General features: G+C 67.0%; 19 protein-coding genes and 3 pseudogenes. 9 read left to right on the top strand and 13 right to left on the bottom strand.

Annotated elements, in window-relative coordinates:
• Nucleotides 1–54 precede the first annotated feature (54 nt).
• A complete protein-coding gene (locus tag G6N54_RS12780) occupies nucleotides 55–1,299 on the bottom strand; it encodes a D-alanyl-D-alanine carboxypeptidase family protein (RefSeq protein WP_163790468.1) in 1,245 nt (414 codons plus the stop codon).
• 225 nt (nucleotides 1,300–1,524) lie between these two features.
• Here G6N54_RS12780 and G6N54_RS12775 point away from each other — a divergent pair, with 225 nt between their 5' ends.
• On the top strand, nucleotides 1,525–1,758 hold the full coding sequence (locus tag G6N54_RS12775) for a hypothetical protein (protein ID WP_179969233.1): 234 nt from the start codon (nucleotides 1,525–1,527) through the stop codon (nucleotides 1,756–1,758).
• A gap of 33 nt (nucleotides 1,759–1,791) precedes the next feature.
• On the opposite strand, the gene G6N54_RS12770 is transcribed toward G6N54_RS12775, so the two are convergent.
• Nucleotides 1,792–3,123, bottom strand: a complete 1,332-nt coding sequence (locus G6N54_RS12770; RefSeq protein WP_163790466.1) for an aspartate aminotransferase family protein — start codon at nucleotides 3,121–3,123, stop codon at nucleotides 1,792–1,794.
• A 31-nt stretch (nucleotides 3,124–3,154) separates the two neighbouring features.
• Complete coding sequence (locus G6N54_RS12765) at nucleotides 3,155–3,988, bottom strand: mycofactocin-coupled SDR family oxidoreductase (protein WP_163790465.1); 834 nt, start codon at nucleotides 3,986–3,988, stop codon at nucleotides 3,155–3,157.
• Nucleotides 3,989–4,102: 114 nt separating this feature from the next.
• On the opposite strand from G6N54_RS12765, the gene G6N54_RS12760 reads away from it, so the two are divergent.
• On the top strand, nucleotides 4,103–5,002 hold the full coding sequence (locus G6N54_RS12760) for a sigma-70 family RNA polymerase sigma factor (protein WP_163790464.1): 900 nt from the start codon (nucleotides 4,103–4,105) through the stop codon (nucleotides 5,000–5,002).
• Here the strand turns inward: G6N54_RS12760 and G6N54_RS12755 are convergent.
• Nucleotides 4,974–5,607, bottom strand: a pseudogene (locus tag G6N54_RS12755) (carboxymuconolactone decarboxylase family protein); the annotation flags it as partial. The gene G6N54_RS12760 and the pseudogene G6N54_RS12755 sit on opposite strands and share 29 nt — an antisense overlap.
• 70 nt (nucleotides 5,608–5,677) lie before the next feature.
• Here G6N54_RS12755 and G6N54_RS12750 point away from each other — a divergent pair.
• Together G6N54_RS12750 and G6N54_RS12745 are read left to right on the top strand one after the other, a co-directional pair.
• Nucleotides 5,678–6,112 carry a condensation domain-containing protein gene (locus tag G6N54_RS12750; RefSeq protein ID WP_163790463.1) on the top strand — a complete coding sequence of 145 codons (435 nt, stop codon included), beginning with the start codon at nucleotides 5,678–5,680 and terminating at the stop codon, nucleotides 6,110–6,112.
• Between the two features lie 104 nt (nucleotides 6,113–6,216).
• Complete coding sequence (locus G6N54_RS12745) at nucleotides 6,217–8,772, top strand: serine/threonine-protein kinase PknD (protein ID WP_163790462.1); 2,556 nt, start codon at nucleotides 6,217–6,219, stop codon at nucleotides 8,770–8,772.
• A gap of 16 nt (nucleotides 8,773–8,788) precedes the next feature.
• Here the strand turns inward: G6N54_RS12745 and G6N54_RS12740 are convergent.
• The 4 genes and pseudogenes from G6N54_RS12740 to sdhC form a co-directional block, all read right to left on the bottom strand.
• Nucleotides 8,789–9,568 (bottom strand): annotated as a pseudogene (locus tag G6N54_RS12740) (succinate dehydrogenase iron-sulfur subunit).
• Nucleotides 9,568–11,322, bottom strand: a complete 1,755-nt coding sequence (gene sdhA / locus G6N54_RS12735; protein ID WP_163790461.1) for a succinate dehydrogenase flavoprotein subunit — start codon at nucleotides 11,320–11,322, stop codon at nucleotides 9,568–9,570. The pseudogene G6N54_RS12740 and the gene sdhA overlap by 1 nt, the downstream one beginning before the upstream one ends.
• A gap of 3 nt (nucleotides 11,323–11,325) precedes the next feature.
• The gene (locus G6N54_RS12730; protein WP_163790460.1) at nucleotides 11,326–11,796 is read right to left on the bottom strand and encodes a succinate dehydrogenase hydrophobic membrane anchor subunit; all 471 of its coding nucleotides are present in this window, start codon (nucleotides 11,794–11,796) and stop codon (nucleotides 11,326–11,328) included.
• Nucleotides 11,793–12,131 carry a succinate dehydrogenase, cytochrome b556 subunit gene (gene sdhC, locus G6N54_RS12725; protein ID WP_232073771.1) on the bottom strand — a complete coding sequence of 113 codons (339 nt, stop codon included), beginning with the start codon at nucleotides 12,129–12,131 and terminating at the stop codon, nucleotides 11,793–11,795. Before sdhC ends, G6N54_RS12730 begins: the two co-directional genes overlap by 4 nt.
• 230 nt (nucleotides 12,132–12,361) lie before the next feature.
• Between sdhC and G6N54_RS12720 the strand changes: the two genes are divergently transcribed.
• Genes G6N54_RS12720 through G6N54_RS12710 form a run of 3 tightly spaced genes read left to right on the top strand, consistent with a single transcriptional unit; the run spans nucleotide 12,362 to nucleotide 15,143 of the window.
• Complete coding sequence (locus tag G6N54_RS12720; RefSeq protein ID WP_163790458.1) at nucleotides 12,362–12,763, top strand: cytidine deaminase; 402 nt, start codon at nucleotides 12,362–12,364, stop codon at nucleotides 12,761–12,763.
• Nucleotides 12,760–14,058, top strand: a complete 1,299-nt coding sequence (locus tag G6N54_RS12715) for a thymidine phosphorylase (RefSeq protein ID WP_163790457.1) — start codon at nucleotides 12,760–12,762, stop codon at nucleotides 14,056–14,058. The genes G6N54_RS12720 and G6N54_RS12715 overlap by 4 nt, the downstream gene beginning before the upstream one ends.
• Nucleotides 14,055–15,143: an adenosine deaminase gene (locus tag G6N54_RS12710; protein WP_163790456.1), complete on the top strand. Its 1,089-nt coding sequence runs from the start codon at nucleotides 14,055–14,057 to the stop codon at nucleotides 15,141–15,143. Before G6N54_RS12715 ends, G6N54_RS12710 begins: the two co-directional genes overlap by 4 nt.
• Nucleotides 15,144–15,668: 525 nt before the next feature.
• Here G6N54_RS12710 and G6N54_RS30505 read toward each other — a convergent pair.
• The 4 genes and pseudogenes from G6N54_RS30505 to G6N54_RS12690 all read right to left on the bottom strand — a co-directional run.
• Nucleotides 15,669–16,556 (bottom strand): annotated as a pseudogene (locus G6N54_RS30505) (13E12 repeat family protein); the annotation flags it as partial.
• Nucleotides 16,557–16,588: 32 nt separating this feature from the next.
• Nucleotides 16,589–16,852 carry a CDGP domain-containing protein gene (locus tag G6N54_RS12700; protein WP_163790455.1) on the bottom strand — a complete coding sequence of 88 codons (264 nt, stop codon included), beginning with the start codon at nucleotides 16,850–16,852 and terminating at the stop codon, nucleotides 16,589–16,591.
• Between the two features lie 9 nt (nucleotides 16,853–16,861).
• Nucleotides 16,862–18,127: a PPE family protein gene (locus tag G6N54_RS31090; protein WP_269475888.1), complete on the bottom strand. Its 1,266-nt coding sequence runs from the start codon at nucleotides 18,125–18,127 to the stop codon at nucleotides 16,862–16,864.
• 145 nt (nucleotides 18,128–18,272) lie between these two features.
• A complete protein-coding gene (locus tag G6N54_RS12690) occupies nucleotides 18,273–18,944 on the bottom strand; it encodes a GntR family transcriptional regulator (protein ID WP_163790454.1) in 672 nt (223 codons plus the stop codon).
• 128 nt (nucleotides 18,945–19,072) lie between these two features.
• Between G6N54_RS12690 and G6N54_RS12685 the strand changes: the two genes are divergently transcribed.
• Entirely contained in the window at nucleotides 19,073–20,077 is a 1,005-nt protein-coding gene (locus G6N54_RS12685; RefSeq protein WP_163790453.1) for a cupin domain-containing protein, read from the top strand.
• A gap of 48 nt (nucleotides 20,078–20,125) precedes the next feature.
• Nucleotides 20,126–21,133, top strand: a complete 1,008-nt coding sequence (locus G6N54_RS12680) for a VWA domain-containing protein (protein WP_163790452.1) — start codon at nucleotides 20,126–20,128, stop codon at nucleotides 21,131–21,133.
• A 4-nt stretch (nucleotides 21,134–21,137) separates the two neighbouring features.
• Here G6N54_RS12680 and G6N54_RS12675 read toward each other — a convergent pair whose 3' ends face one another.
• Nucleotides 21,138–22,121, bottom strand: coding sequence for a VWA domain-containing protein (locus G6N54_RS12675; RefSeq protein WP_163790451.1), 984 nt, complete (start codon nucleotides 22,119–22,121; stop codon nucleotides 21,138–21,140).
• Between the last annotated feature and the right edge of the window lie 40 nt (nucleotides 22,122–22,161).

Here is a 22,161-nt window from a genome sequence, read left to right as displayed (position 1 = left end):
CGAGATAGACGCTACCGCCGATGCGCTAAAGCATCGAGACTTTCCCGCTAATCGTTATATGGTCCGGCGGTTCATCGAACGCGCGACCATGATCAGCGAGAACACGACGATGGCTCCGATGATGCCCACCCCCACCCGCACCGGCAACGCGTCGGCCGACGGCAGCAATCCCGCGGCCTGGGCGCCGTTGCCGTGCCGGTCCGCGGCGGGGTCCTGCTTGGGCGCCAGCGACGGGTCGGGGGCGATCAGCGCGCCGACCTGGGTGCCCTGTGCGGTGGCGAAGCCGTAGTCCAGCAGGTGTGCCGCCTGCTCCCAGGGCGCGATCGGCTGCCGGGTGCCGTGCAGCAATATCGCCACCAGCCGCCGGCCGTCGTGGTTCGCGGCGCCCACAAACGTCTGGCCGGCGTCGTCGGTGTAGCCGGTCTTGCCGCCCAGCGCGCCCGGATATTTGTAGAGCAACTGGTTGTCGTTTTCCAGCTCGTAGCCGGGGTGGTCGCCGTGGCCGGGGAAGTCGAATGTCCGGGTGGCGACGATATCGGCGAAAGTCGGGTTCTGCCAGGCGTATCGGTAGAACAGGCCGATGTCGTAGGCCGAGGTGCTCATGCCGGGTCCGTCGAGTCCGGACGGTGTCGCCACCCGGGTGTCCTGGCCGCCGAGCTTGGCGGCCAGCACGTTGATCTTCTCCACCGCCTGCTGCATCCCGCCCAGCTGCATGGCCAGCGCGTGCGCGGCGTCGTTACCGGAGTGCATCAGCAGGCCGTGCAGCAGTTGGTTGACGGTGTAGACGCCGCCGTCGTCCACGCCGACCTTGGTGCCCTCGGCCGAAGCGTCATCGGCCGTCCCGGTCACGGACTTGTTGAGCGGCAGCGCGTTGAGCGACGCCATCGCGACCAGGACCTTGATGATGCTGGCCGGGCGGTGACGGGCGTGCGGATCCTTGGCCGCGATCACCGCGCCGCTGTCCAGATCCGCGACCAGCCAAGCATCGGCGGAGACGTCGGTCGGCAGCGCGGGGGTATCCGGCGCCGCGACGATGCCGCAGCTGCTCAGCGCTTCGCCGCCGACCGGCTTGGCGGGCACCGCCAGCGGGATCGGCGGGTCGCCGGCCTGCGGCACTTCGGACGAGTCCACCGCCGGCGGGGTGTTCACCTTGTACGGGCAGTTCGGCGCTCCGGCGTTGGGGCCGGGGCTGGGCTCCGCGAGGGCGGCCGGCATTCCCGCGCCGGCCGGGGCGGCCATCATAAAAACGGCTGCTGCCAGGCAGGATGCGGAACGTACGAGAGTTCTTGAGCGGGACATTGGTGTGCAGACTAGGCGATCGGGCGCCCGATCCGCGGGAGCCGCGCTGTGACTGCTGAGGCGTATGTGACAAGTTCATCCGCGGGGCGGCGCCCGGGTCGACGCACTACGCTGTGAGGAGCCAGCAGCCGTCGACGTCGAAAAGGGTGTGCCATTCCAAGCGAGCGATTGTGGTCAAAGTGGCGGCGCCGAGACGGCTCTGGGCCTGGCGCCTCGCCGCGCTCGCTGGAACAGCTGCTCAAGCAGGTGGAGAAGTCGACCCAGGTGCGGCGTACCGGACTGGACGAGGTGCTGGCCGAGCTGCAGCTGCATCGCGACGCCACGGTCGATCCCGAGGCGCGGTCCGCGCTCGCCTGGTTGTGCAACTCGCTGTCGCGGTTCGTGAGCAACCCGAGTGCGGCCCACGCCCGCCAGCTGGTGATGGCCACCGGTACCGCTAGAGCCGCGGTGGGTCGTTGAGGTCGCGGCCTGTGCGCCCCGGCTTCGCCGGGTCTAGAACCGCTTCCAAGCCTCGCTGAGCACGCCGCGCAGAATCGATTCGATCGTGTCGAACTCGGCCTGACCGCTGATCAGCGGCGGCGCCAGCTGGACAACGGAATCGCCGCGATCGTCGGTGCGGCAATACAACCCGGCCTCGAACAGCGCCGAGCCCACGTGACCCAGCAGCGCCCGGCGCTCGGTGTCGGTGAAGGTCTGCTTGGTCGCCTTGTCCTTGACCAGCTCGACGCCGTAGAAGAAGCCTTCGCCGCGGACGTCGCCGACGATCGGCAGGTCGTTCAGCTTCTCCAGGGTGGCGCGGAAGACGGGCGCGTTGGTCTTGACGTGGTCGTTGAGACCCTCGCGCTCGAAGATGTCGAGGTTGGCCAGCCCGACGGCGGCCGAAACCGGGTGGCCGCCAAAGGTATACCCGTGCGGGAACATCATTTCGCCGTCGTTGAACGGCTCGAACAACCGGTCGCTGGCGATCATCGCGCCGATCGGCGAGTAGCCCGACGTCATGCCCTTCGCGCAGGTGATGATGTCGGGCACATAGCCCATGTCGCAGCAGGCGAACATCGAGCCGATCCGGCCGAACGCGCAGATCACCTCGTCGGAGACCAGCAGCACGTCGTAGGCGTCGCAGATCTCCCGGACGCGCTCGAAATAGCCTGGGGGAGCGGGGATGCTGCCGCCGGCGTTCTGCACGGGTTCCAGGAACACTGCCGCCACGGTCTCGGGCCCCTCGAACTCGATCGCCTCGGCGACCCGGTCGGCTGCCCACTGCCCGAAGGCTTTTGCGTCGTTCTGGAACGGTTCGGGGGCGCGGTAGAAGTTCGTGTTGGGCACCCGGAAGCGGCCCGGCGTGACCGGTTCGAACGGCGCCTTGAAGCGCGGCAGCCCGGTGATCGCCAGCGCACCCTGGGTGGTGCCGTGGTAGGCGATCGCACGCGAAATCACCTTGTGCTTCCCGGGTTTGCCGGTGAGCTTGAAATACTGCTTGGCCACTTTCCACGCGGACTCGACGGCCTCGGTGCCTCCGGTGGTGAAGAAGACCCGGTTCAGGTCGCCCGGGGCGTACTGCGCCAGGCGCTCGGCCAGCTCGATCGCGGTCGGGGTGGCGTAGCCCCATAGCGGGAAGACCGCCAGCGTGCTCGCTTGCCGGGCCGCGACCTCGGCCAGTTCGGTGCGGCCGTGGCCGACCTGGACGGTGAAGAGGCCGGACAGTCCGTCCAGGTAGCTCTTGCCGCGGTCGTCGTAGATCGTGACGCCCTCACCGCGAGTGATGATCGGCGGCGTGATTCCGGCGCCGTGTCGGGCGAAGTGCAGCCACAGGTTGTCAGTCATCGTGCCGTGAGCGTAACGCGGCGGCCGGCGATCACTTGAGCAATATTCCGGCATCCACCGACAGCGTCGTGCCGGTGATGTAGCGGCCGGACTTGGCGCACAGGTAGAGCATTGCCTCCGAGACATCCTCGGCGTCGATCACCGAGACGGGCAGCAGATTGGTGAAGGCCGCACCCAATGTCGGGTGCTTCGCCATGTAGTCGTCCATTATCTCGTTCGTAATCATCGGTGTCCCCACCCCGGTCGGGTGCACGGAGTTCACTCGAATCTCCTTCTCCGCCAAGGTGGTGGCGTAATAGCGCATCAACCCGATGACGCCGTGCTTGGCCGCGGTGTAGCCGGCCAGGCCCGGGTTGCGGGTGTCGAAATCGCGCGAGACGGATTTGAATCCGGCCGCCGAGCTGGTGATGACGATCGCTCCGCCGTCGTCGTGCGCGAGCAGATGGGGCAGCGCCGCCTCGATCGTGCCGTAGACGCCGTTGAGCATGATGTCGATCGCATCGAGGTACGAAGTCACCGTCGGCTCGGCGAGGCCGATGCCCGGCCCCACGCCGGCGTTGGCAAGGACGAAGTCGAGGCGGCCGAGCTCGCCCACCCCGTTGGCCAGGACCGACTCGAGACGGGCGAAGTCACGGACGTCGGCCTGCTCGGCGACAATGCTGCGCCCGGTCTTCTCCACCAGGTTCACCGTTTCGTCCAGATCCTCCGGGCAGCCCAGCGGGTAGGCGACGGTGTCGATCTGGCGGCAGATGTCCACGGCGATGATGTCAGCGCCCTCTTCGGCGAACCGCACGGCGTGCGCGCGGCCCTGCCCGCGCGCGGCACCCGTGATGAATGCGACCTTGCCTTCCAAACGTCCCGTCATGATTCCCCTTGGGTACTCGACTCGTTTCCTCCACCTTCACTGTCGCGTCGAAGACCGTCCAGGCATTAGCCAATGCGCGCACAGTTCTGGTCAGGATGCGAATAGGCTCGGGACATGACCGCGACGCAGGTCACCGATTTCGAGGCGCTGCGACCGCATCTGATGGCGGTGGCCTACCGGGTGACGGACACCGTGGCCGACGCGGAAGACATCGTCCAGGAAGCCTGGCTGCGGTGGGACAAGCAAGATGGGACGATCGCCGACCTGCGCGCCTGGCTGACCACCGTGGTGAGCCGGCTGGGGCTGGACCGGTTGCGGTCGGCCGCACACCGCCGGGAGACCTACACCGGCACCTGGCTGCCCGAGCCGGTGGTGACCGGCTTCGACGGGGCCGATCCGCTGTCGGCCGTGGTGGCCCGCGAGGATGCCCGGTTCGCGGCGATGGTGGTGCTGGAGCGGCTGTCCCCGGATCAGCGGGTCGCGTTCGTGTTGCACGACGGATTCTCGATGCCGTTCTCGGAAGTGGCCGAGGTACTGGGCACCAGCGAGCCCGCGGCCCGGCAGCTGGCGTCGCGGGCCCGCAAGGCCGTCGCGAGCCAGCCGCCGCCGGAACCCGATCCGTCGCATGCCGAGGTGGTCGGCAAGCTGCTGGCGGCGATGGCCGAGGGCGACCTGGAAACGGTGGTGTCGCTGTTACATCCGGACGTGACGTTCATCGGCGATTCGAATGGCAAGGCGCCCACGGCAATCCATGTCATCCGCGGGGCGGACAAGGTGGTCCGGTTCATTCAGGGTCTGGCGCAGCGTTACGGACCGGCGATGTACAGCGTCCACCAGTTCGGGCTGATCAATGGCGAGCTGGGGATGTACACACCGGGCTGCCCCGGCGGCGACGGCTATCGGGAGATGTTGCCCCGAATCACGGCGATCACGGTGCGCGACGGAAAGGTTTGCGCGCTATGGGATATCGCCAACCCCGACAAGTTCACCGGGTCCCCGCTGCGTCTTCGGTAGCCCACGGAATGCGGCAGCTGTCACCGGAATTGAAGCCCTGCTCGGTGATGCCCAGCGCGGAGTTCATCCGGGCCCGCATGTTCTCCGCCCCGATCTGATAGGTCAACTCGATCACCCCGGCGTCGCCGAAACGGGCCCGCAGGTCGGCCACCTGTTCGTCGGTGACGGTGTGCGGGTCGGTGGTGATCGCGCCGGCGTAGGCGATCGCGGCGCGCTCGTCGTCGGTGAACGCCGTCGAGGTGGCGTAGTCGTCGATCTCCTTGAGCCGCTTGATGTCCAGGCCGTCGAGGCGCTGCAGCATGGACCCGAAGTCGACGCACCACGCGCAGCCGATCGCGCGGGCGGTCCAGTACACGGCAAGCTCGCGCACGCTGACCGGCAGCGTGCGCGACGCCCGGTCGATCAACGTTTCGTGCACGGCACCGGCGATCATCAGCCGCCGATGATGCGCGGCCACCGCGAACGGTTCGGGAACCTGGCCGTAGCGGCGCTTGGCGATCCGGTACATGGCGCGGGTCATCAGGCCGGCGCTCTTGGGTGGTAGGGGCGCGATCCGTGTTTTCTGTGTCATACCGCTGAAGACGACGCAGCTCTGCCAAGTGTGACCGACCGAGGTGATCTTGATCCCAAGAATTTCCCAAGAATCCATTAAGGATCCCCGGCAAGTCTGTGGCGATGACTTACTGCTTCTTCGACGAGCCGCCCCGCCTGGAAGACATCGAGCCCGCTACCCACACAGTGGTGCTAGTCGCCGAACGGCGGCTGGACCAGGCGCGGGTGCGCGCCGCGGTCGACGCGGTTTTCGCTGCTCACCCGGACCTCGGCACCGTGTTCGAGTCGAAATTGAAGATCTGGATGACGCGTCCGGGCGGCGGCTGGGCGTGGGGAGTGGAGCCCCCGGGCGTAAACATCACCGACGTCGTCGCGCGGCATTTGGCCAGCTTCGACATGCACACCGGCCGGTTGTTCGCGGCTTCGCTGCTGCCGGGCGAACCCGACCGCCTGGCGCTCACCGCCAGCCAGCTCTGCATCGACCACGCCTTGTGGCGGACCGTGGGCGACGATCTGGTCGCGGCCTACGGCGGAAACGTGCTGGCGCGCGGGGACTGACGCGCAGCCGGGGATCGCGGGCCTGAGCTAGAGGTTTGCGCTCGATGGACGCCGCATGCGTTGGTAGCATCCAGGCACCACTTCGTGCGCTAGGAGGCTTCGCAGTGGACGAGGTGGAAGGCGAGGTTTTCGGGCGCTACCGCCTGCTCGAGTTGCTTCGCCAGGGCGGCACGGGCGCGGTGTATCACGCCCGCGACACGACGATGAATCGCGACGTCGCCATCAAGGTGCTTTCGGCGGAGTTGGCCGCCATGCCCGGCCACCGGGAGCGGTTTCGGCGTGAGATCTCCATTGCGGCCCAGCTGAACAATCCGAACATCATCCCGGTCTACGAGGCCGGTGAGATCGACGGGCGGCTCTATCTGACGATGCCCTTGCTGGCCGACGGCATCAGTCTGGCGGATTTGCTCCGCCGCGACGGGCCACTGCACCCGATGGTGGCCGCGCGGGTAATCGTGCAGGCCGCCGCGGCGCTGGAATCCGCCCACGTAGCTGGGCTGGTGCACGGCGATGTGAAGCCGTCGAACTTGCTGGTGGGCGGCGCGTTCGTGTACCTGATCGATTTCGGGGCCGTCGCCCACATGACGCCCGATGGCCCGATCGGCACCGATGCCGTCGATCCCCGCACTGACATCTACGCGTTGACCTCCGTGCTCTACGAGTGTCTGACCGGTCACCCTGCCTCTGAACCCGCCACTGTCGGAGAGCACGGGCCGCCCAAGCCCACCGACATCGACGCGGGAATTCCGGTGGAATTCGACGAGGTGATTGCCCGTGGGATGGCCAAAGACCCCGATGACCGTTATCAAACGGCCCGCGAGTTGGCCATCGCCGCGCACGAGGCAGTCATACCCGCCGCGACCGCTTCGATCGTGGTGTCGACATCGACAAAAGAAGTGGAGTTCGGTCGCTATCGGCTGTTCGAAAAGCTCGGTCAGGGCAGCATGGGCGCGGTATATCGGGCTCACGACACCGCGTTGGGCCGGGATGTGGCGGTCAAGTTGCTGCAGCCGGAACTTGCTGCCGAGCCCGGCTTTCAGCAGAGGTTTCGCCGGGAAGCCTATGCGGCGGGCCGACTGGCCAACCCGAACATCATCCCGATCTACGAGACCGGGGAGATCGATGGGCGCCTGTATCTGGTGATGCCGATCATCGACGGTGTCGATCTGACGAAGGTGCTGCGCGGGGATGGACCGCTGCGGCCGCAGAAGGCGGTCCGCGTTGTCGAACAGGTTGCCGGGGCGCTGGACGCTCTGCACAAGTCCGGGCTGGTGCACCGCGATGTGAAGTCGTCGAATCTGCTGATGGTCGGCGAAGACTTTGTGTATTTGATCGACTTCGAGCTCGTGCACGAGGCCAGCGCCACTCGCTTTACCCTGACCAACGTCTGCCCGGGAAGTCCGGCGTATATGGCCCCGGAGCGCTTCAACGCCGCGACTACCGCCGACGCTCGCGGCGATGTGTACGCACTGACCGTCGTGCTTTACGAGTGCCTCACCGGGCGGCTGCCGTTCAGCGGTGGCGGGGTGGAGGGCTTGGCCGCCGCCCATCGCACGGCAGAGCCTCCGAAACCCAGCAGCCTCGACCCCGAGATACCCGTCGGCTTCGACGCCGTGATCGCACGTGGCATGGCCAAGGAACCCGATGACCGCTACCAGTCGGCAAAGGAACTGGCCGCGGCGGCCCGCACCGCACTCACCGACGTCCCCGCCGCCATCGCGGTGCAGGACACCGGACCCGCGACCCCGTCGCCACCGCACGCCCCACCACGCCAGCGTCGCCGCGCCCGAGCTCTGACGATCGCTGCGGCCGCGGCGATTTCGGTAATCGCCGTCACCATGTCCTTGTGGCTCACCAACCATTTCCCGTTCCATTCGGTGCAAGCGCGAGGTCAGATCGTGCTGCCGCTCACCGGCCTCAACCGACCGTCGGGCATAGCGGTCGACTCGAAAGGCGATGTCTACGTCGTCGACAGCGGCAACGGCCGGGTGCTGGAGCTGGCCGCGGGGTCGACCAGCCAGACCGTGGCATTCACCGGCCTGGACCATCCCGACGACATAGCGGTCGACGACGCGGGTGACCTAGTGGTCACCGAGCCCGCGCATCACCGGGTGCTGGAGCTGAGGGCCGGGCCGAGCAACCCGACCGCGCTGCCGTTCAGCGGCCTCGGGGACCCCTCGGGTGTGGCACTCAATTCGCGCGACCCCCGCGCCGACCGCGTCGTCTTTGTCACGGACGCCGCGCGCAACCGGGTGCTGGAGCTGCTCGCGCATTCGACCGAGCAGACCGAGCTGCCGTTCAGGGGCTTAGACGGCCCCTCGGCGGTGGCGGTGGGCGGCGACCGTGCCGTCTTCGTCATCGATCGGGAGAACGAGCGGGTGCTGAAACTGCCCCGGACCGCGACCGTCGATACTGTCCTGCCCTACGTGATCGGTCGTCCGGATTACGTGGCGGTCGACACCGCCGGCAACGTGTACGTGACCAACACCGGCGACAATCGCGTCGTGCAGTTGGTTCATGCCTCGAACGCGTCAATCACGTTGCCGTTCAACGACCTTAACCATCCCGATGGCGTCGCGGCCGACACCGCCGGGAATGTCTATGTCGCCGACGCGGGCAACAACCGGGTGCTGAAGCTTCCGCCGAGCCCGGCCCGATGACTTGCCGGGCGCGGAATCAACGCGAGAACATCAGCGCGCGCTTGACCTCTTGGATCGCCTTGGTGACCTGAATGCCGCGCGGGCAGGACTCCGTGCAGTTGAACGTGGTGCGGCAGCGCCAGACGCCGTCGACCTCGTTGAGGATGTCGAGGCGCTCGCCGGCGGCCTCGTCGCGACTGTCGAAGATGAAGCGATGGGCGTTGACGATCGCGGCGGGGCCGAAGTAGGTGCCCTCGCTCCAGAACACCGGGCAGCTGGTGGTGCAGCACGCACACAGGATGCACTTGGTGGTGTCGTCGTAGCGGGCCCGGTCGGTCGGGCTTTGGATCCGCTCCCGGGTCGGCGGGTTGCCGCTGGTGATCAGGTATGGCTTCACCGCGCGGTAGGCGTCGAAGAAGGGCTCCATGTCGACCACCAGGTCCTTCTCCACCGGCAGCCCGCGGATCGGTTCGACCGTGATGGTGAGCGACTTGCCAGGTTTTTTTGGCAGCAGGTCGCGCATCAGCACCTTGCAGGCCAGCCGGTTGACACCGTTGATCCGCATCGCGTCCGACCCGCACACGCCGTGCGCGCAGGATCGCCGGAACGTCAACGTGCCATCCAGGTAGCCCTTGATGTAGATCAGCAGGTTGAGCAACCGGTCGCTCGGCAGGCAGGGGACCCGAAAGCTTTGCTAGCCACCGGTTTTCGCGAACGCATCCGGATCGTCCGGATTGAACCGGGCAATCTTGAGCGTCACCATCACCGCGCCGTCCGGGACCCGCGGCAGGGGCGGTTCCCCAACCTCTTCAGACATCAGTACTTACGCTCCTTGGGTTCGTAGCGCGTCTGCACGACGGGTTTGAAGTCGAGCGCGATGTCACTCAGCAGCTCGCTGCCCTGCTTGTAGGCCATCGTGTGGCGCATGTAGTTGACGTCGTCCCGGTTCGGGTAATCCTCCCGGGCGTGGCCGCCGCGAGACTCCTTGCGATTCAGGGCCCCGACGACGGTGACTTCGGCCAGCTCCAGCAGGAAGCCCAGCTCGATGGCTTCCAGCAGGTCGCTGTTGAAACGCTTCCCCTTGTCGTGCACGGTGATTCGGGAGTAGCGCTCCTTGAGCGCGTGGATGTCGGTGAGCGCCTGCTTGAGGGTTTCCTCGGTGCGGAACACCGCGGCGTTGTTGTCCATCGTCTGCTGCAGGGCGCCGCGGATATCGGCGACGCGCTCGTTGCCGTGCTCGGACAGAATGTCGGCCACCCAGCCGACCACCATCGCCTCGGGTTCCGGTGGCATGTCGACGAAGTCGTGGCTCTGGGCGTAGCCCGACGCGGCGATGCCGGCGCGGCGGCCGAAGACGTTGATGTCCAGCAGCGAGTTGGTGCCCAGCCGGTTCGCGCCGTGCACGGACACGCACGCGCACTCGCCGGCCGCGTACAGGCCGGGGACGGTAGATGTATTGTCCCGCAACACTTGTCCGGTGACCGTGGTGGGAATGCCGCCCATCACGTAGTGACAGGTGGGGTAGACCGGCACCAGCTCCTTGACCGGGTCCACGCCCAGATAGGTGCGGGCGAACTCGGTGATGTCGGGCAGCTTGGATTCCAGCACGTCCTCGCCCAGGTGACGGACGTCGATGTAGACGTAATCCTTGTGCGGGCCGGCGCCGCGGCCCTCCAGAACCTCCAGCACCATCGAGCGGGCGACGATGTCGCGGGGCGCCAGGTCGACGATCGTGGGCGCGTAGCGCTCCATGAAGCGCTCACCCTCGCCGTTGAGCAACCGGCCGCCCTCGCCACGCACCGCCTCGGAGATCAGGATGCCCAGCCCGGCCAGGCCCGTCGGGTGGAACTGGTGAAACTCCATGTCCTCCAACGGAAGTCCCTTGCGGAACACGATGCCGATGCCGTCGCCGGTCAGCGTGTGCGCGTTGGAGGTGGTCTTGTACATGCGGCCCGAGCCGCCGGTCGCGAGCACGACGGCCTTGGCGTGGAAGACGTGGATGCGTCCGGTGGCCAGCTCGTAGGCGACCACGCCGGTGGCCACCGGACCGCTCGGCGTCTGGGTGAGCACCAGGTCGAGCGCGTAGAACTCGTTGAAGAACTGCACGTCGTGGCGGACGCAGTTTTGGTAGAGCGTCTGCAGGATCATATGGCCGGTGCGGTCCGCCGCGTAGCAGGCCCGGCGCACCGGGGCCTTGCCGTGGTCGCGGGTGTGACCGCCGAAGCGGCGCTGGTCGATTCGGCCCTCGGGGGTGCGGTTGAACGGCATCCCCATCTTCTCCAGGTCGAGCACCGCGTCGATGGCTTCCTTGCACATGATCTCGACGGCGTCCTGGTCCGCGAGATAGTCACCGCCCTTGACGGTGTCGAAGGTGTGCCACTCCCAGTTGTCGTCCTCGACGTTGGCCAGCGCGGCGCACATGCCGCCCTGCGCGGCGCCGGTGTGGCTGCGGGTGGGGTAGAGCTTGGTCAGCACCGCGGTGCGCACTCGGGGGCCGGCCTCGACGGCCGCACGCATCCCGGCGCCGCCCGCGCCGACGATCACGACGTCGTATTTGTGATGCTGGATCATGCGTCAGCCTCCGACATCGGGGTTGAACGTCATCAACACATAGGTGCCCAGCACCAAGGTGAATCCCATCGACAAAAGCAGCAGGCTGTTCAGCCAGAACCGGGTGCTGTTTTTCCGGCTGTAGTCGTCGATGATGGTGCGCAAACCGTTGCCGCCGTGCAATTGCGCCAGCCACAGCAGCGATAGGTCCCAGAATTGCCAAAACGGCGACGCCCAGCGCTGCGCGACGTAGTTGAAGTCGATGCGGTACACGCCGTTTTCCCACATCAGCATGATGAACAGGTGTCCGATCGCCAGAAACACCAACGCGACGCCGGAAAACCGCATGAACAGCCACGCGAATTTCTCGAAGTTGGGGATGCCGGAGCGCCGTCGCGGTGAACGCGGATTGTCCAGGCTGGGCGGGCGGTCGTGGCTGCGCTGCAGAACCGGCGCGACGTCGCCGCGGCCCAGCTGGAGGTCGGGGCTGCTCATCGGAAGTGCTCCATCATGTGAATGCCGATGGTCACCGCCGCGGGCACCATGACCAACAGATAGACGACGGCGATGACCCACAACATCGTCTTCTGGTGGCGGGGCCCTTCCGACCAGAAGTCGATCAAGATGATCCGGATCCCGTTGAGCGCGTGGAATCCCACGGCCGCGACCAAGCCGAACTCCATCAGGCCGACGATCGGCGTCTTGTAGGTCGCGATCACTTCGTTGTAGGTCTGCGGGCTCACCCGGACCAGGGCGGTATCGAGGACGTGCACGAACAGGAAGAAGAAGATCGTCGCGCCGGTGATCCGATGCAGCACCCACGACCACATGCCCGGATCTCCCCGATACAGGGTCCGTGGTGGCCGCCGCTTGCGTGATGGCTCGGTGGTCTCAGTGCTCAAACCGGTCCTTATGTGATCCGCGAAACTAAAGCCGGGCAACCGAGCTTAGCCCGGCAACGATGCGTCCGGAACCAGCCGACACCATTCACCAACGGCGGTTTCGTGCCGGGGTTAGGGTGGCTTTTTGGACTGAGCCCATCGGTGATTGGGGTTGCGGTATGCCGGGTATTGATTGGAATTTGCTGCGGGACAAAGCAATACAGGCGGCAGCGGGAGCTTATGCCCCATATTCGCGATTCCCGGTGGGTGCGGCGGCTTTGGTGGACGACGGTCGCGTGGTCACCGGCTGCAATGTGGAGAATGTCTCATATGGCCTTGGTCTCTGTGCCGAATGCGGTGTGGTGTCTGCCCTGCGTGCGACCGGTGGGGGCCGGTTGGTTGCCCTGGTGTGCGTTGACTCACAGGGGGCGCTGTTGATGCCGTGCGGGCGCTGCCGCCAGGTCCTGCTCGAGCACGGCGGGCGCGACCTGCTGATCGCGCATCCGGCCGGTCCCCGCCGCCTCGAGGAACTGCTGCCCGATCCTTTCGATGCCGATGATCTCGCCCGGGAACGTCGTTGACCGACTTCGCATTCGACGCCCCGACGGTCATCAGGACCAAGCGCGATGGGACTCGGTTGTCCGATGCCGCGATCGACTGGGTGATCGACGCGTATACCGATGGGCGGGTGGCCGAGGAACAGATGGCGGCGCTGTTGATGGCGATCTTCTGGCGCGGCATGGATCACGGCGAGATCGTCAGGTGGACGGCGGCGATGCTGGCGTCGGGCGACCGGCTTGATTTCAGCGATCTGCGGCGTGACGGTAAGCCGTTGGCCACCGTGGACAAGCATTCGACCGGCGGGGTCGGCGATAAGACCACGCTGGTGTTGGTGCCCGTCGTCGCCGCCTGTGGCGGCGCGGTGCCCAAGGTCTCGGGCCGCGGGCTGGGCCATACCGGCGGCACCCTGGACAAGCTGGAATCGATCGCGGGCTTCAGTGTGGAAATCTCCAAGCAGCAAGTGCGCCAACAACTTTGCGATATCGGGGCGGCGATCTTCGCCGCCGGCGAGCTGGCGCCCGCCGACAAGAAGCTCTATGGACTGCGCGACATCACCGCCACGGTCGACTCCTTGCCGTTGATCGCCAGCTCGATCATGAGCAAGAAACTGGCCGAGGGTATCGGCGCGCTGGTGCTCGATGTGAAAGTCGGTGACGGGGCGTTGATGGCCTCAGAGGTGCAGTGTCGCGAATTGGCCGAAACCATGGTCGGGTTGGGCGCGGCGTACGGCGTGCCGACGCGTGCGGTGCTGACGGGTATGGACTCCCCGCTGGGCGCCACGGTCGGCAATGCGCTCGAGGTTGCCGAGGCGCTCGAGGTGCTGGCCGGTGGCGGGCCACCCGACGTCGTGGAGCTGACGGTGCGGCTGGCCGTCGAGATGCTCGAGCTGGCCGGGATCGACGGCCGCGATCCCATCCAGACGCTGCGCGACGGCACCGCGATGGACCGCTTTCGCCGGCTGGTCGCGGCTCAGGGCGGCGACTTGTCGGTACCGTTGGCAATCGGTTCGCATTCGGAGACCGTGATCGCGACGCGGAGCGGCACAATGGGAAACATCGACGCTATGGCAGTGGGGCTAGCAGCTTGGCGACTCGGCGCGGGCCGATCACGCCCGGGTGGGCGGGTGCAACCCGGCGCCGGCGTCAGGATTCACCGGCGTCCGGGGGAGCCGGTGGCGGCCGGCGAGCCGTTGTTCACCCTCTACAGCGACAGCCCCGAACGCTTCGTCGCCGCGATGGCCGAGTTGGACCGGGGCTGGAGGGTGGGCGACACGGCGCCGGCACCGCGGCCGCTGATCATCGGGGTCGCGTCGTGAGTGCCCCACTGGAATTGGGGCAGATCCAGAAGGCGCCGAAGGCGCTGCTGCACGACCACCTCGACGGGGGGTTGCGCCCGTCGACCGTGCTGGAGATCGCGGGCGAGATCGGCTACGACGAACTGCCCGCCACGGATGCCGACGAGCTGGCCACCTGGTTTCGTACCCGGTCGCACAGCGGTTCGTTGGAGCGCTACCTGGAGCCGTTCTCGCACACCGTGGCGGTGATACAGACGCCCGAGGCGCTGTTCCGCGTCGGCTACGAGTGCGTCGAGGATCTGGCCGCCGACTCCGTGGTGTACGCCGAGATCCGTTTCGCGCCCGAGCTGCACATCGACCGCGGGCTGTCCTTCGACGAGATCGTCGATGCCGTGCTGGAGGGCTTCGCCGCGGGGGAGAAGGCCGCCGCCGCGGCCGGGCGTCCGATCGTGGTACGTCTTCTGGTCACCGCGATGCGTCACGCCGCGATGTCGCGGGAGATCGCCGAGCTGGCAATTCGCTTCCGGGACAAGGGAGTTGTCGGGTTCGACATCGCCGGTGCCGAGGCCGGCTACCCGCCGACTCGTCACTTGGATGCATTCGAATACATGCGAGATCACAATGCGCGATTCACTATTCATGCGGGAGAGGCGTTCGGGCTGCCGTCCATCCACGAGGCGATCGCGTTCTGTGCCGCCGACCGGCTCGGCCACGGGGTGCGAATCGTCGACGATATCCAGATCGTCGAGGGCGGCGGCGTCGAGCTGGGCAGGCTGGCATCGATCTTGCGCGACAAGCGGATTCCGCTGGAACTGTGTCCGAGCTCGAACGTGCAGACCGGCGCCGTCAAGAGCATCGCCGACCACCCGTTCGATCTGCTGGCCCGCGCACGGTTCCGAGTCACCGTCAACACCGACAACCGCCTGATGAGCGACACCACGATGAGCCTCGAAATGCACCGGCTGGTAGAGGCATTCGGCTACGGGTGGAGTGACCTCGAGCGGTTCACCATCAACGCGATGAAGTCGGCATTCATCCCGTTCGACGAGCGGCTCGCGATCATCGACGAGGTGATCAAGCCGCGCTACGCGGTGCTGATCGGCTAGAACGGCGGCGGTTCGTCGTCGTCGGACGGGCCGACGCGGACGTATTCCCACCGTTTTTCGGGATTCCCGGGCGGCTCGGTTGTGCCGGCGTTCGGTGGCGATGCGAGCGGCGCGGTTCTGCGCGCGAGTGTGGGTACGGGTCGGCATCATCGTTTCGCGGTTGTCGCACTGAATGTCTAGCATCGGCGCGGTCGGCGGCGGATCCCCGCTGACGCACCGGGCGGGGAAGAGCAGTGCGCTGCCGGGTGTGGTGACGTGGGTCTGCCCGCCGGGCAGTGTCCAGATCACGGTGCCGTCGGCCAGCTGCTGGTCATGCCAGCCCCAAAAAGTCTTGAGCAGGTGATGTTTTCGACACAGGCATTTCAGGTTCGACGGGTGGGTGGCGCCGCCGTCGCCGTACGGCACGGTGTGGTCGACATCGCATTCGGTGGCGGGGCGGTCGCAGCCCGGGGCCCGGCAGGTGAGGTCGCGGGCCCGCACGAAGTCGGTCAGCGCTCGAGAAGGAATGTAACCCCGCTCCGGTGCAGACGGTACCGTAATCGGTTGCAGCTTAGCTATTTTCGTCAGCTCGCGGACAAGCTCGGCAGGAATGATGCTATCGCCGTACAGAAATCCCGGAGCCGCACCGGACCCGTCCACGGTGGCGCGGTCGGCGACCACGTGAATCACCACGGAATTGGGTTGGCGGGGCGCGGAACCGGCCGGGCAGTCGGCGCCGTCGCATCCGCACGGCAGTCGGTCCTGACCTGCCGCCAGCGCACCCAACGCGTCGGCACGGCGCTGCTCGATCGTGCGTGGATCGTCGTCGCAAACTGTCCGCGCGAGTTCGTCGAGCCGGCGATCGAGCGCTTGGCCCGTCGTCCCGAAAACTGTGCCGTTGATCAGCGCCGTGCCCGCTTCCATTGGGCTGACCTTGAAATAGCGGTCCGCCGCGTACTCGCGCGCACGGCGCACCGCATCGCGGTCGATCCTGGCGACCACGCGATCGACCTCAGTCGCGAGCTTCCAGCTGGTCATCGACGGCCAGCGCGGCGCTTTGACGGCCAGCTGGCCATCCACGGCGGCAAGGGCCTCCGGGTCGACGATCAGGTCGGTGCGAAACACGATGGTGCGGAAAAGGCGGAAGTCGATGTCGCCATTCTGAAAAACCGCCGCCACAGCCGGAAGCCGTTCCTGCATGGCGCGGGCATACCGCAGGTTGCTGTGGCCCATCGCCACGCTGGTGCCAAGCTTGGCGGCGACCTCCGCGGCCACCTCGTCGGAGGTATCGGCCGCCCATTCCGCGCGGTCGCCGTGCTGTGCCTCCCGCAGCCTGAACAGCTCGCCGATCGCGAGCAGCCGGGCCGCGGCGGCCCGAGCTTCCTCGCGCGCCGCATCCCCGATCCGGTTCAGCAACTGCGACGCATCGAACATGTGTTCGAGTATAGCGAGCGACTCCGACAACCTCAGTCGTCGATGTGCGGGTCAAATCCTCCGGGGCCCATCACGTTGCAGGTCCGCTCGGGCACGAAGAAGGAACTGGCGCCGTTGGCCACCAAGTTCTTCGTGACCACGCAACGCTGCCAGGTGCCGTCAGGCTGGATGGGTCCGTCGCACTTACTGATGATCGCTCCGCCGTACTGGCAGCCGGCGCTGGCCGGGGGCGCCGCGGCGATCAGCCCGCCGGCCATCAGCATGGCCGCGAATCCGCCGACGATGCAGTGCTTCATGGTTCGTGCTTACCCCAAAGCGGCCGCCGCGGCGACTTCTTCCGCGGGGGCAACAACGCGGCGGGCCCAGTCCGCAAGGCCCTCGGCGTTGAGTTGAGGCTGGATTCCGGCGGTTCCGGCCAGGCCGGGGGAGCTGGCCGCCGTGGCCAACGCGGGTGCCGGGGCGCTGTAGGAGACGCTGCCCGCGGCGTTGGTGAGGGTCGCGCCGGAGAGGCCGGCAAAGCCGACGGCGGTGTCGTTCACCGTGATTAGGCCGGTTCCCGGACCGAGCGTGACGGAGCCCGAGTTGATGAAGCCAAAGGCCCCGGCGGCAAATTTGGGGGTAAGAGTGAGACTTTCTCCAACGCCGACGTTTACGACGCCGCTCACGTTGGCGCCGGTGGCCACGTTTACCCACTGCGGGACCACCCCGCCGGCCGTAAAGACGCTGCTGGAGTTGAGAGTGATGGTCGAACCGCTCTGGGCCGTGACTTCGACGAAACCGGCGACGCCAGTGGGTGCCATGGTGACCGAGCCGGCGTCGACGATCATGTGGCTGTTGGTCCCGACGGAGATGATGCTCAGCGGCGGCACATTGGCCGACGTTCCGGGGGGAATCGGGGGGTCGGCGTCGCCGACCGGCGTGTAGTCGATGCCGCCGGGCCCGGTGGTGTCGGTCGAAACCTGCTGCACCAGGGATTGGGTACGGGCGCTGGTGAGATTGCCCGCGCTCTGGGCCATCGCGCGGGCCTGATCGGCCTGCCCGGACGGGTTGGTGGTCTGCGGCGGCTCGTCGTACGGCGTCAGGGTGCTCACGGTCATCGAGTCGGCGGCGTAGGTGTACATGGCGGTGGCGTCTTGCACCCACATCTCGCCGTACTGGGCTTCGGTCGCCGCGATCGCAGGGGTGTTCTGCCCAAAGAAGTTGGTCGCGACGAGCGCCATCAGCTGGGCCCGGTTGGCAGCGATCACCGGCGGAGGCACCGTCATCGCAAAGGCCGCCTCGTAGGCCGCGGCCGCCGCATAGGCCTGAGCCGACGTCGCGGCGGCCTGCGCGGCGGATGCCTGCAGCCATGCCACATACGGTGTGGCGGCGGCGGCCATTCGCATCGACGACGGGCCGAACCAGGTCTGGCCCGTCAAACCCGAGACTTCCGAAAAGTAGCCGCTGGCAGCCGATTCCAGCTGGGCGGCTAGTTCATCCCAGGCCGCCGCGGCGGCCAGCATCGGCCCGGACCCGGGTCCGGCATACATCCGGCCGGAGTTGATTTCCGGCATGAGTAACCCGAAGTCCATGGCGTCGTTGCCTTTCGAGGACCCAGTAAGCACGAGCTAATGGTTGAACCCCCACCCGACGAGGTTGACCCAATAGGGATTTTTAGCACGCCAGGCCTCGGGTTTGGACGGTTTTGGGCGTGCAGAAGAACGTGTCGACCGAGTGTCAGATCAACGATTCGTCGACGGCGAGACCAATCGCCCGCACGGTGCTGGCGAGGTGGGTCTGCACGGCGTGCTGCGCTCGGGTCAGATCACCGTCGCGCAGTGCCTCGGCGATCGCGAGGTGTTCGTGCAGGATCGTCGCGACCCGATCCGGCTCGCGCTGCGCCGATTCGCCGATCATCCGCATCTGACGATCGCGCAACGTCGAGTAGAAGCCGGACAAGATCGCGTTCTGCGACTCGTCGAGGGTGATGGCGTGGAAGGCCCGGTCGGAGTCGAGGAATGCCCGCCAGTCGCTCGCGGACGCGGTGTCGCGTTGCCGGCCCAGCTCGGCCGACAACCGCTCGAACACGGCCGCACACACGGCGGGCCCACGACCGACCACCTTGCGGGCCGCGTAGTGCTCCAGCACCAGCCGGGCCTCGATGACCGAGCGGACCTCGTCGGGGGAGACCGGGACGACGAGCGCCCCGCGTTGCGGATACAGCCGCAGCAGGCCCTCGGCCTCCATGCGCAGGAAGGCCTCGCGCACCGGGGTCCGCGACATCCCCAGCGCGGTGGCGATGTCGCCCTCGCTGATCAGCTTTCCGCCGGGAAACGCCCCGGTGAGCACCTGGGTCTTGACATACTCCAGCGCGCGGTCCTTGGCCGGCCGTGCGCCCTTTACCGCCATAGCACCCCCTTGTAGCTCAGTCGTATCTCACGTGTGTCCATGACCATACCGGAGCCGGAATTGGCACTGAGATACAAGATAGATACGATTCAAACACAAGACGTACTTAAGCTTTAAGGAGATGCGCAATGTCCGTGAACTTGGACCCGACAATTCCCGCGCCGATGACCAATGTTGCCGAGTACGGATTCGAGGGCCGTTTCGCCGACTGGGCCGACGAGGCCCGCTATTTCGAGTACTCCAAGGCCGCCAATCCGATCGGGTCGGGATATGCGCCGCAGGTGCCGGTTACCCAGTTCGGACCCGACGTCTGCATGGATCAGCCGACCGGCATCGTGCCCCTGGATCTGTCGCCGGACCTGGGCATCACCGGCGCGGCGACCAGCCCCGCGCTGCTGGCCAACTTCGTGCGCATCCGCGCCGGCGAGCAGATCGACACCAGCCCCAACGCCACCTCGCAGCTGTATTACGTGCTGTTCGGGCACGGCTTCGCCGCGGTCAACGGCCAGCTGGTCAAGTGGGAGAAGGGTGACTTCTTGACCCTGCCCGCGGGCGCCCGCTCGGTGTTCTACGCCGACTCCGAGGCGGCCATGTACTGGGTGCACGACGAGCCGCTACTGCGCTACCTGGGCGCCGAGGCGCGTGAGCCGAGGTTCTCCGCGACCAAGTTCTGCCGCACCGACGCGGTGGCCAAGCTCGAGGAGATCGCCTCGCGTCCCGGTGCCAACGACAAGAGCCGGGTGAGCGTGCTGCTGGCCAACGAGAACCAGGAGCAGACGCTGACCATCACCCACGTCCTGTGGGCCATGTTCGGCGTGCTGCCCCCCAACCAGGAGCAGCGTCCGCACCGGCACCAGTCGGTCGCATTGGATCTCATTCTCGATGCCCCGCCGGCCGGCTGCCACTCACTGCTGGGTACGCGCCTCGACGAGCGCGGCAACATCGTCGACCCGATCCGGGTGGACTGGCAGGCCGGCGGGGCGTTCACCACTCCGCCGGGCATGTGGCACGCCCACTTCAACGAGACCGATCAGCCCGCTCATCTGATTCCCGTTCAGGACGCCGGGCTGCAGACCCACCTGCGCAGTCTCGACATCAAATTCACCCAGCGGCGCGACCTCGTGGCGGGGTAAGTCGCTGGTTGAGCGGGGTCGCTGCGCCGCCACGTAATGTGACGTGGCATGAAGTTGCCGCTGCTGGGTCCGGTGTCGCTCACGGGTTTTCAGCACGGATGGTTCTTCCTGCTGCTGCTGGCCGTGCTGCTGGTGATAGGGCTTTACGTCCTGCAGCAATTCGCCCGGCGGCGACGCGTGCTGCGGTTTGCCAACATGGAAGTGCTGGAGCGCGTCGCGCCGGCGCGGCTGTCCCGGTGGCGCCACATCCCGACCATCCTGCTCGCGGTGTCGCTGGTGCTGCTGACGACGGCGATGGCGGGGCCGACGACCGATGTGCGAATTCCGCTCAACCGCGCGGTGGTGATGTTGGTCATCGACGTCTCGGAGTCGATGGCCGCCACCGACGTGGCCCCTAACCGGCTGGCCGCCGCGCAGGAGGCCGGTAAGCAATTCGCCGACGAGTTGACCCCGGCGATCAACTTGGGGTTGGTGGCGTTCGCGGCCAACGCGACCCTGTTGGTTTCGCCGACGACGAACCGCGGGGCCGTCAAGGCGGCGATCGACGGCCTGCAAGCGGCGCCGAAAACCGCCACCGGCGAGGGCATCTTCACCGCGCTGCAGGCGATCGCGACGGTCGGTGCGGTGATGGGCGGCGGCGACGGCCCGCCGCCGGCGCGCATCGTGCTGGAGTCCGACGGCGCCGAGAACGTGCCGCTGGACCCGAACGCCCCGCAGGGCGCGTTCACCGCGGCCCGCGCGGCCAAGGCCGAGGGCGTCCAGATATCGACGATCTCCTTCGGGACGCCCGACGGCACCGTCGTCTATCAGGGCGCGACGATTCCGGTTCCGGTCGACGATCAGACCCTGCAGGAGATCACCAAGATCACCGACGGTCAGGCCTTCCATGCCGACAGCCTGGCGTCGCTGAAGGAGGTCTACGGGACGCTGCAGCGCCAGATCGGCTACGAGACCGTCAAGGGCGATGCCAGCCTGGCCTGGATGCTGCTCGGCTCCGTCGTGATGGCCGGCGCCGTACTCGCCGGCCTGTTCCTCAACCGCAGGCTGCCCGCCTGAGCTGCTAAGTAGGCAAACGCCTGTTGATCACCAGCGCCAGCACCGTGGCGATCAACGCGGTGAGCACCCCGAGGCGCAACCACCCGGCCCCGCCGGGCCCGGGCACGGTGCGATACCCGATCTCCTGCTGGATGGCCTGGTAGTCCTTGACGAGCTCGTCGAGGTTGGTTGCCATGTAGGCCTGCCCGCCGGCCAGCTGCGCGATCTTCTTCATCTGGTCGGTCGACACGGGGACATTCACCTGAGCCCCGTCCAGGGTGATGCTGCCGCTCTTGGTGCCGAACGAGATCGTCGAGATGGGCACGCCCTGATCCTTGGCCAGCCGCGACGCCGTGTAGACGCCGTCATGCGGATCGCCGGGATCGGTCGGCCTGTTCTCACCGCCGTCGGACAGCAGCACGATGCGGGCCGGCGGCGGGGTGTCCCCGCCGGTCGTGTTGCTCGCGTCGATCGCGTGCAGGGCGGTGAAGATGGCTTCGCCGGTCGCCGTGCCGTCGCCGAATTGCAGCTTCGGCAGGGCATCGATGGTGGCCTGGTGCTGGGGTGTGGGCGGCACCAGCAGATACGGCGTGCCCGCGAACCCGACCAGCCCGAGGTTGATGCCTGGCGTCAGTTGAGCGGCGAACTTGCCGGCGGCTTGCTCGGCGGCGCGCAGGCGATCGGGTTCGACGTCGGTCGCCCGCATCGACTGCGACATGTCGATCACCAGCATCACGACGGCGCGGTTGCGCGGTATGCGCATGTCGTGGGTGGGGGTAGCCAACGCGATGGTCAGCAGCGCCAGGCTGAGCAGCGATACGGCTATCGGCAGATGCCGCCACAGCGACTGCGGCACCTCGGCGTCGGTATAGCGGCGCAGGCGGTGTCGGCGCCGGGCCTGGACGACGACGTACACGGCCAGCAGGGCCAGCGGGATCAGCCCGAACAGCAACAGCCAAGGACGCTGAAATCCGTAGAGCGGCAATGGTCCAATCACGGGAAGCGACACACGCCAGTAAAGAGGAGACGCACGGACCCGTCAAACGAAC

This window comes from Mycobacterium stomatepiae (assembly GCF_010731715.1).
Taxonomy (GTDB): Bacteria; Actinomycetota; Actinomycetes; order Mycobacteriales; family Mycobacteriaceae; genus Mycobacterium; species Mycobacterium stomatepiae.
Note: the sequence above shows the minus strand (reverse complement) of the source record. Positions and strands in the feature narration are given on the sequence as shown.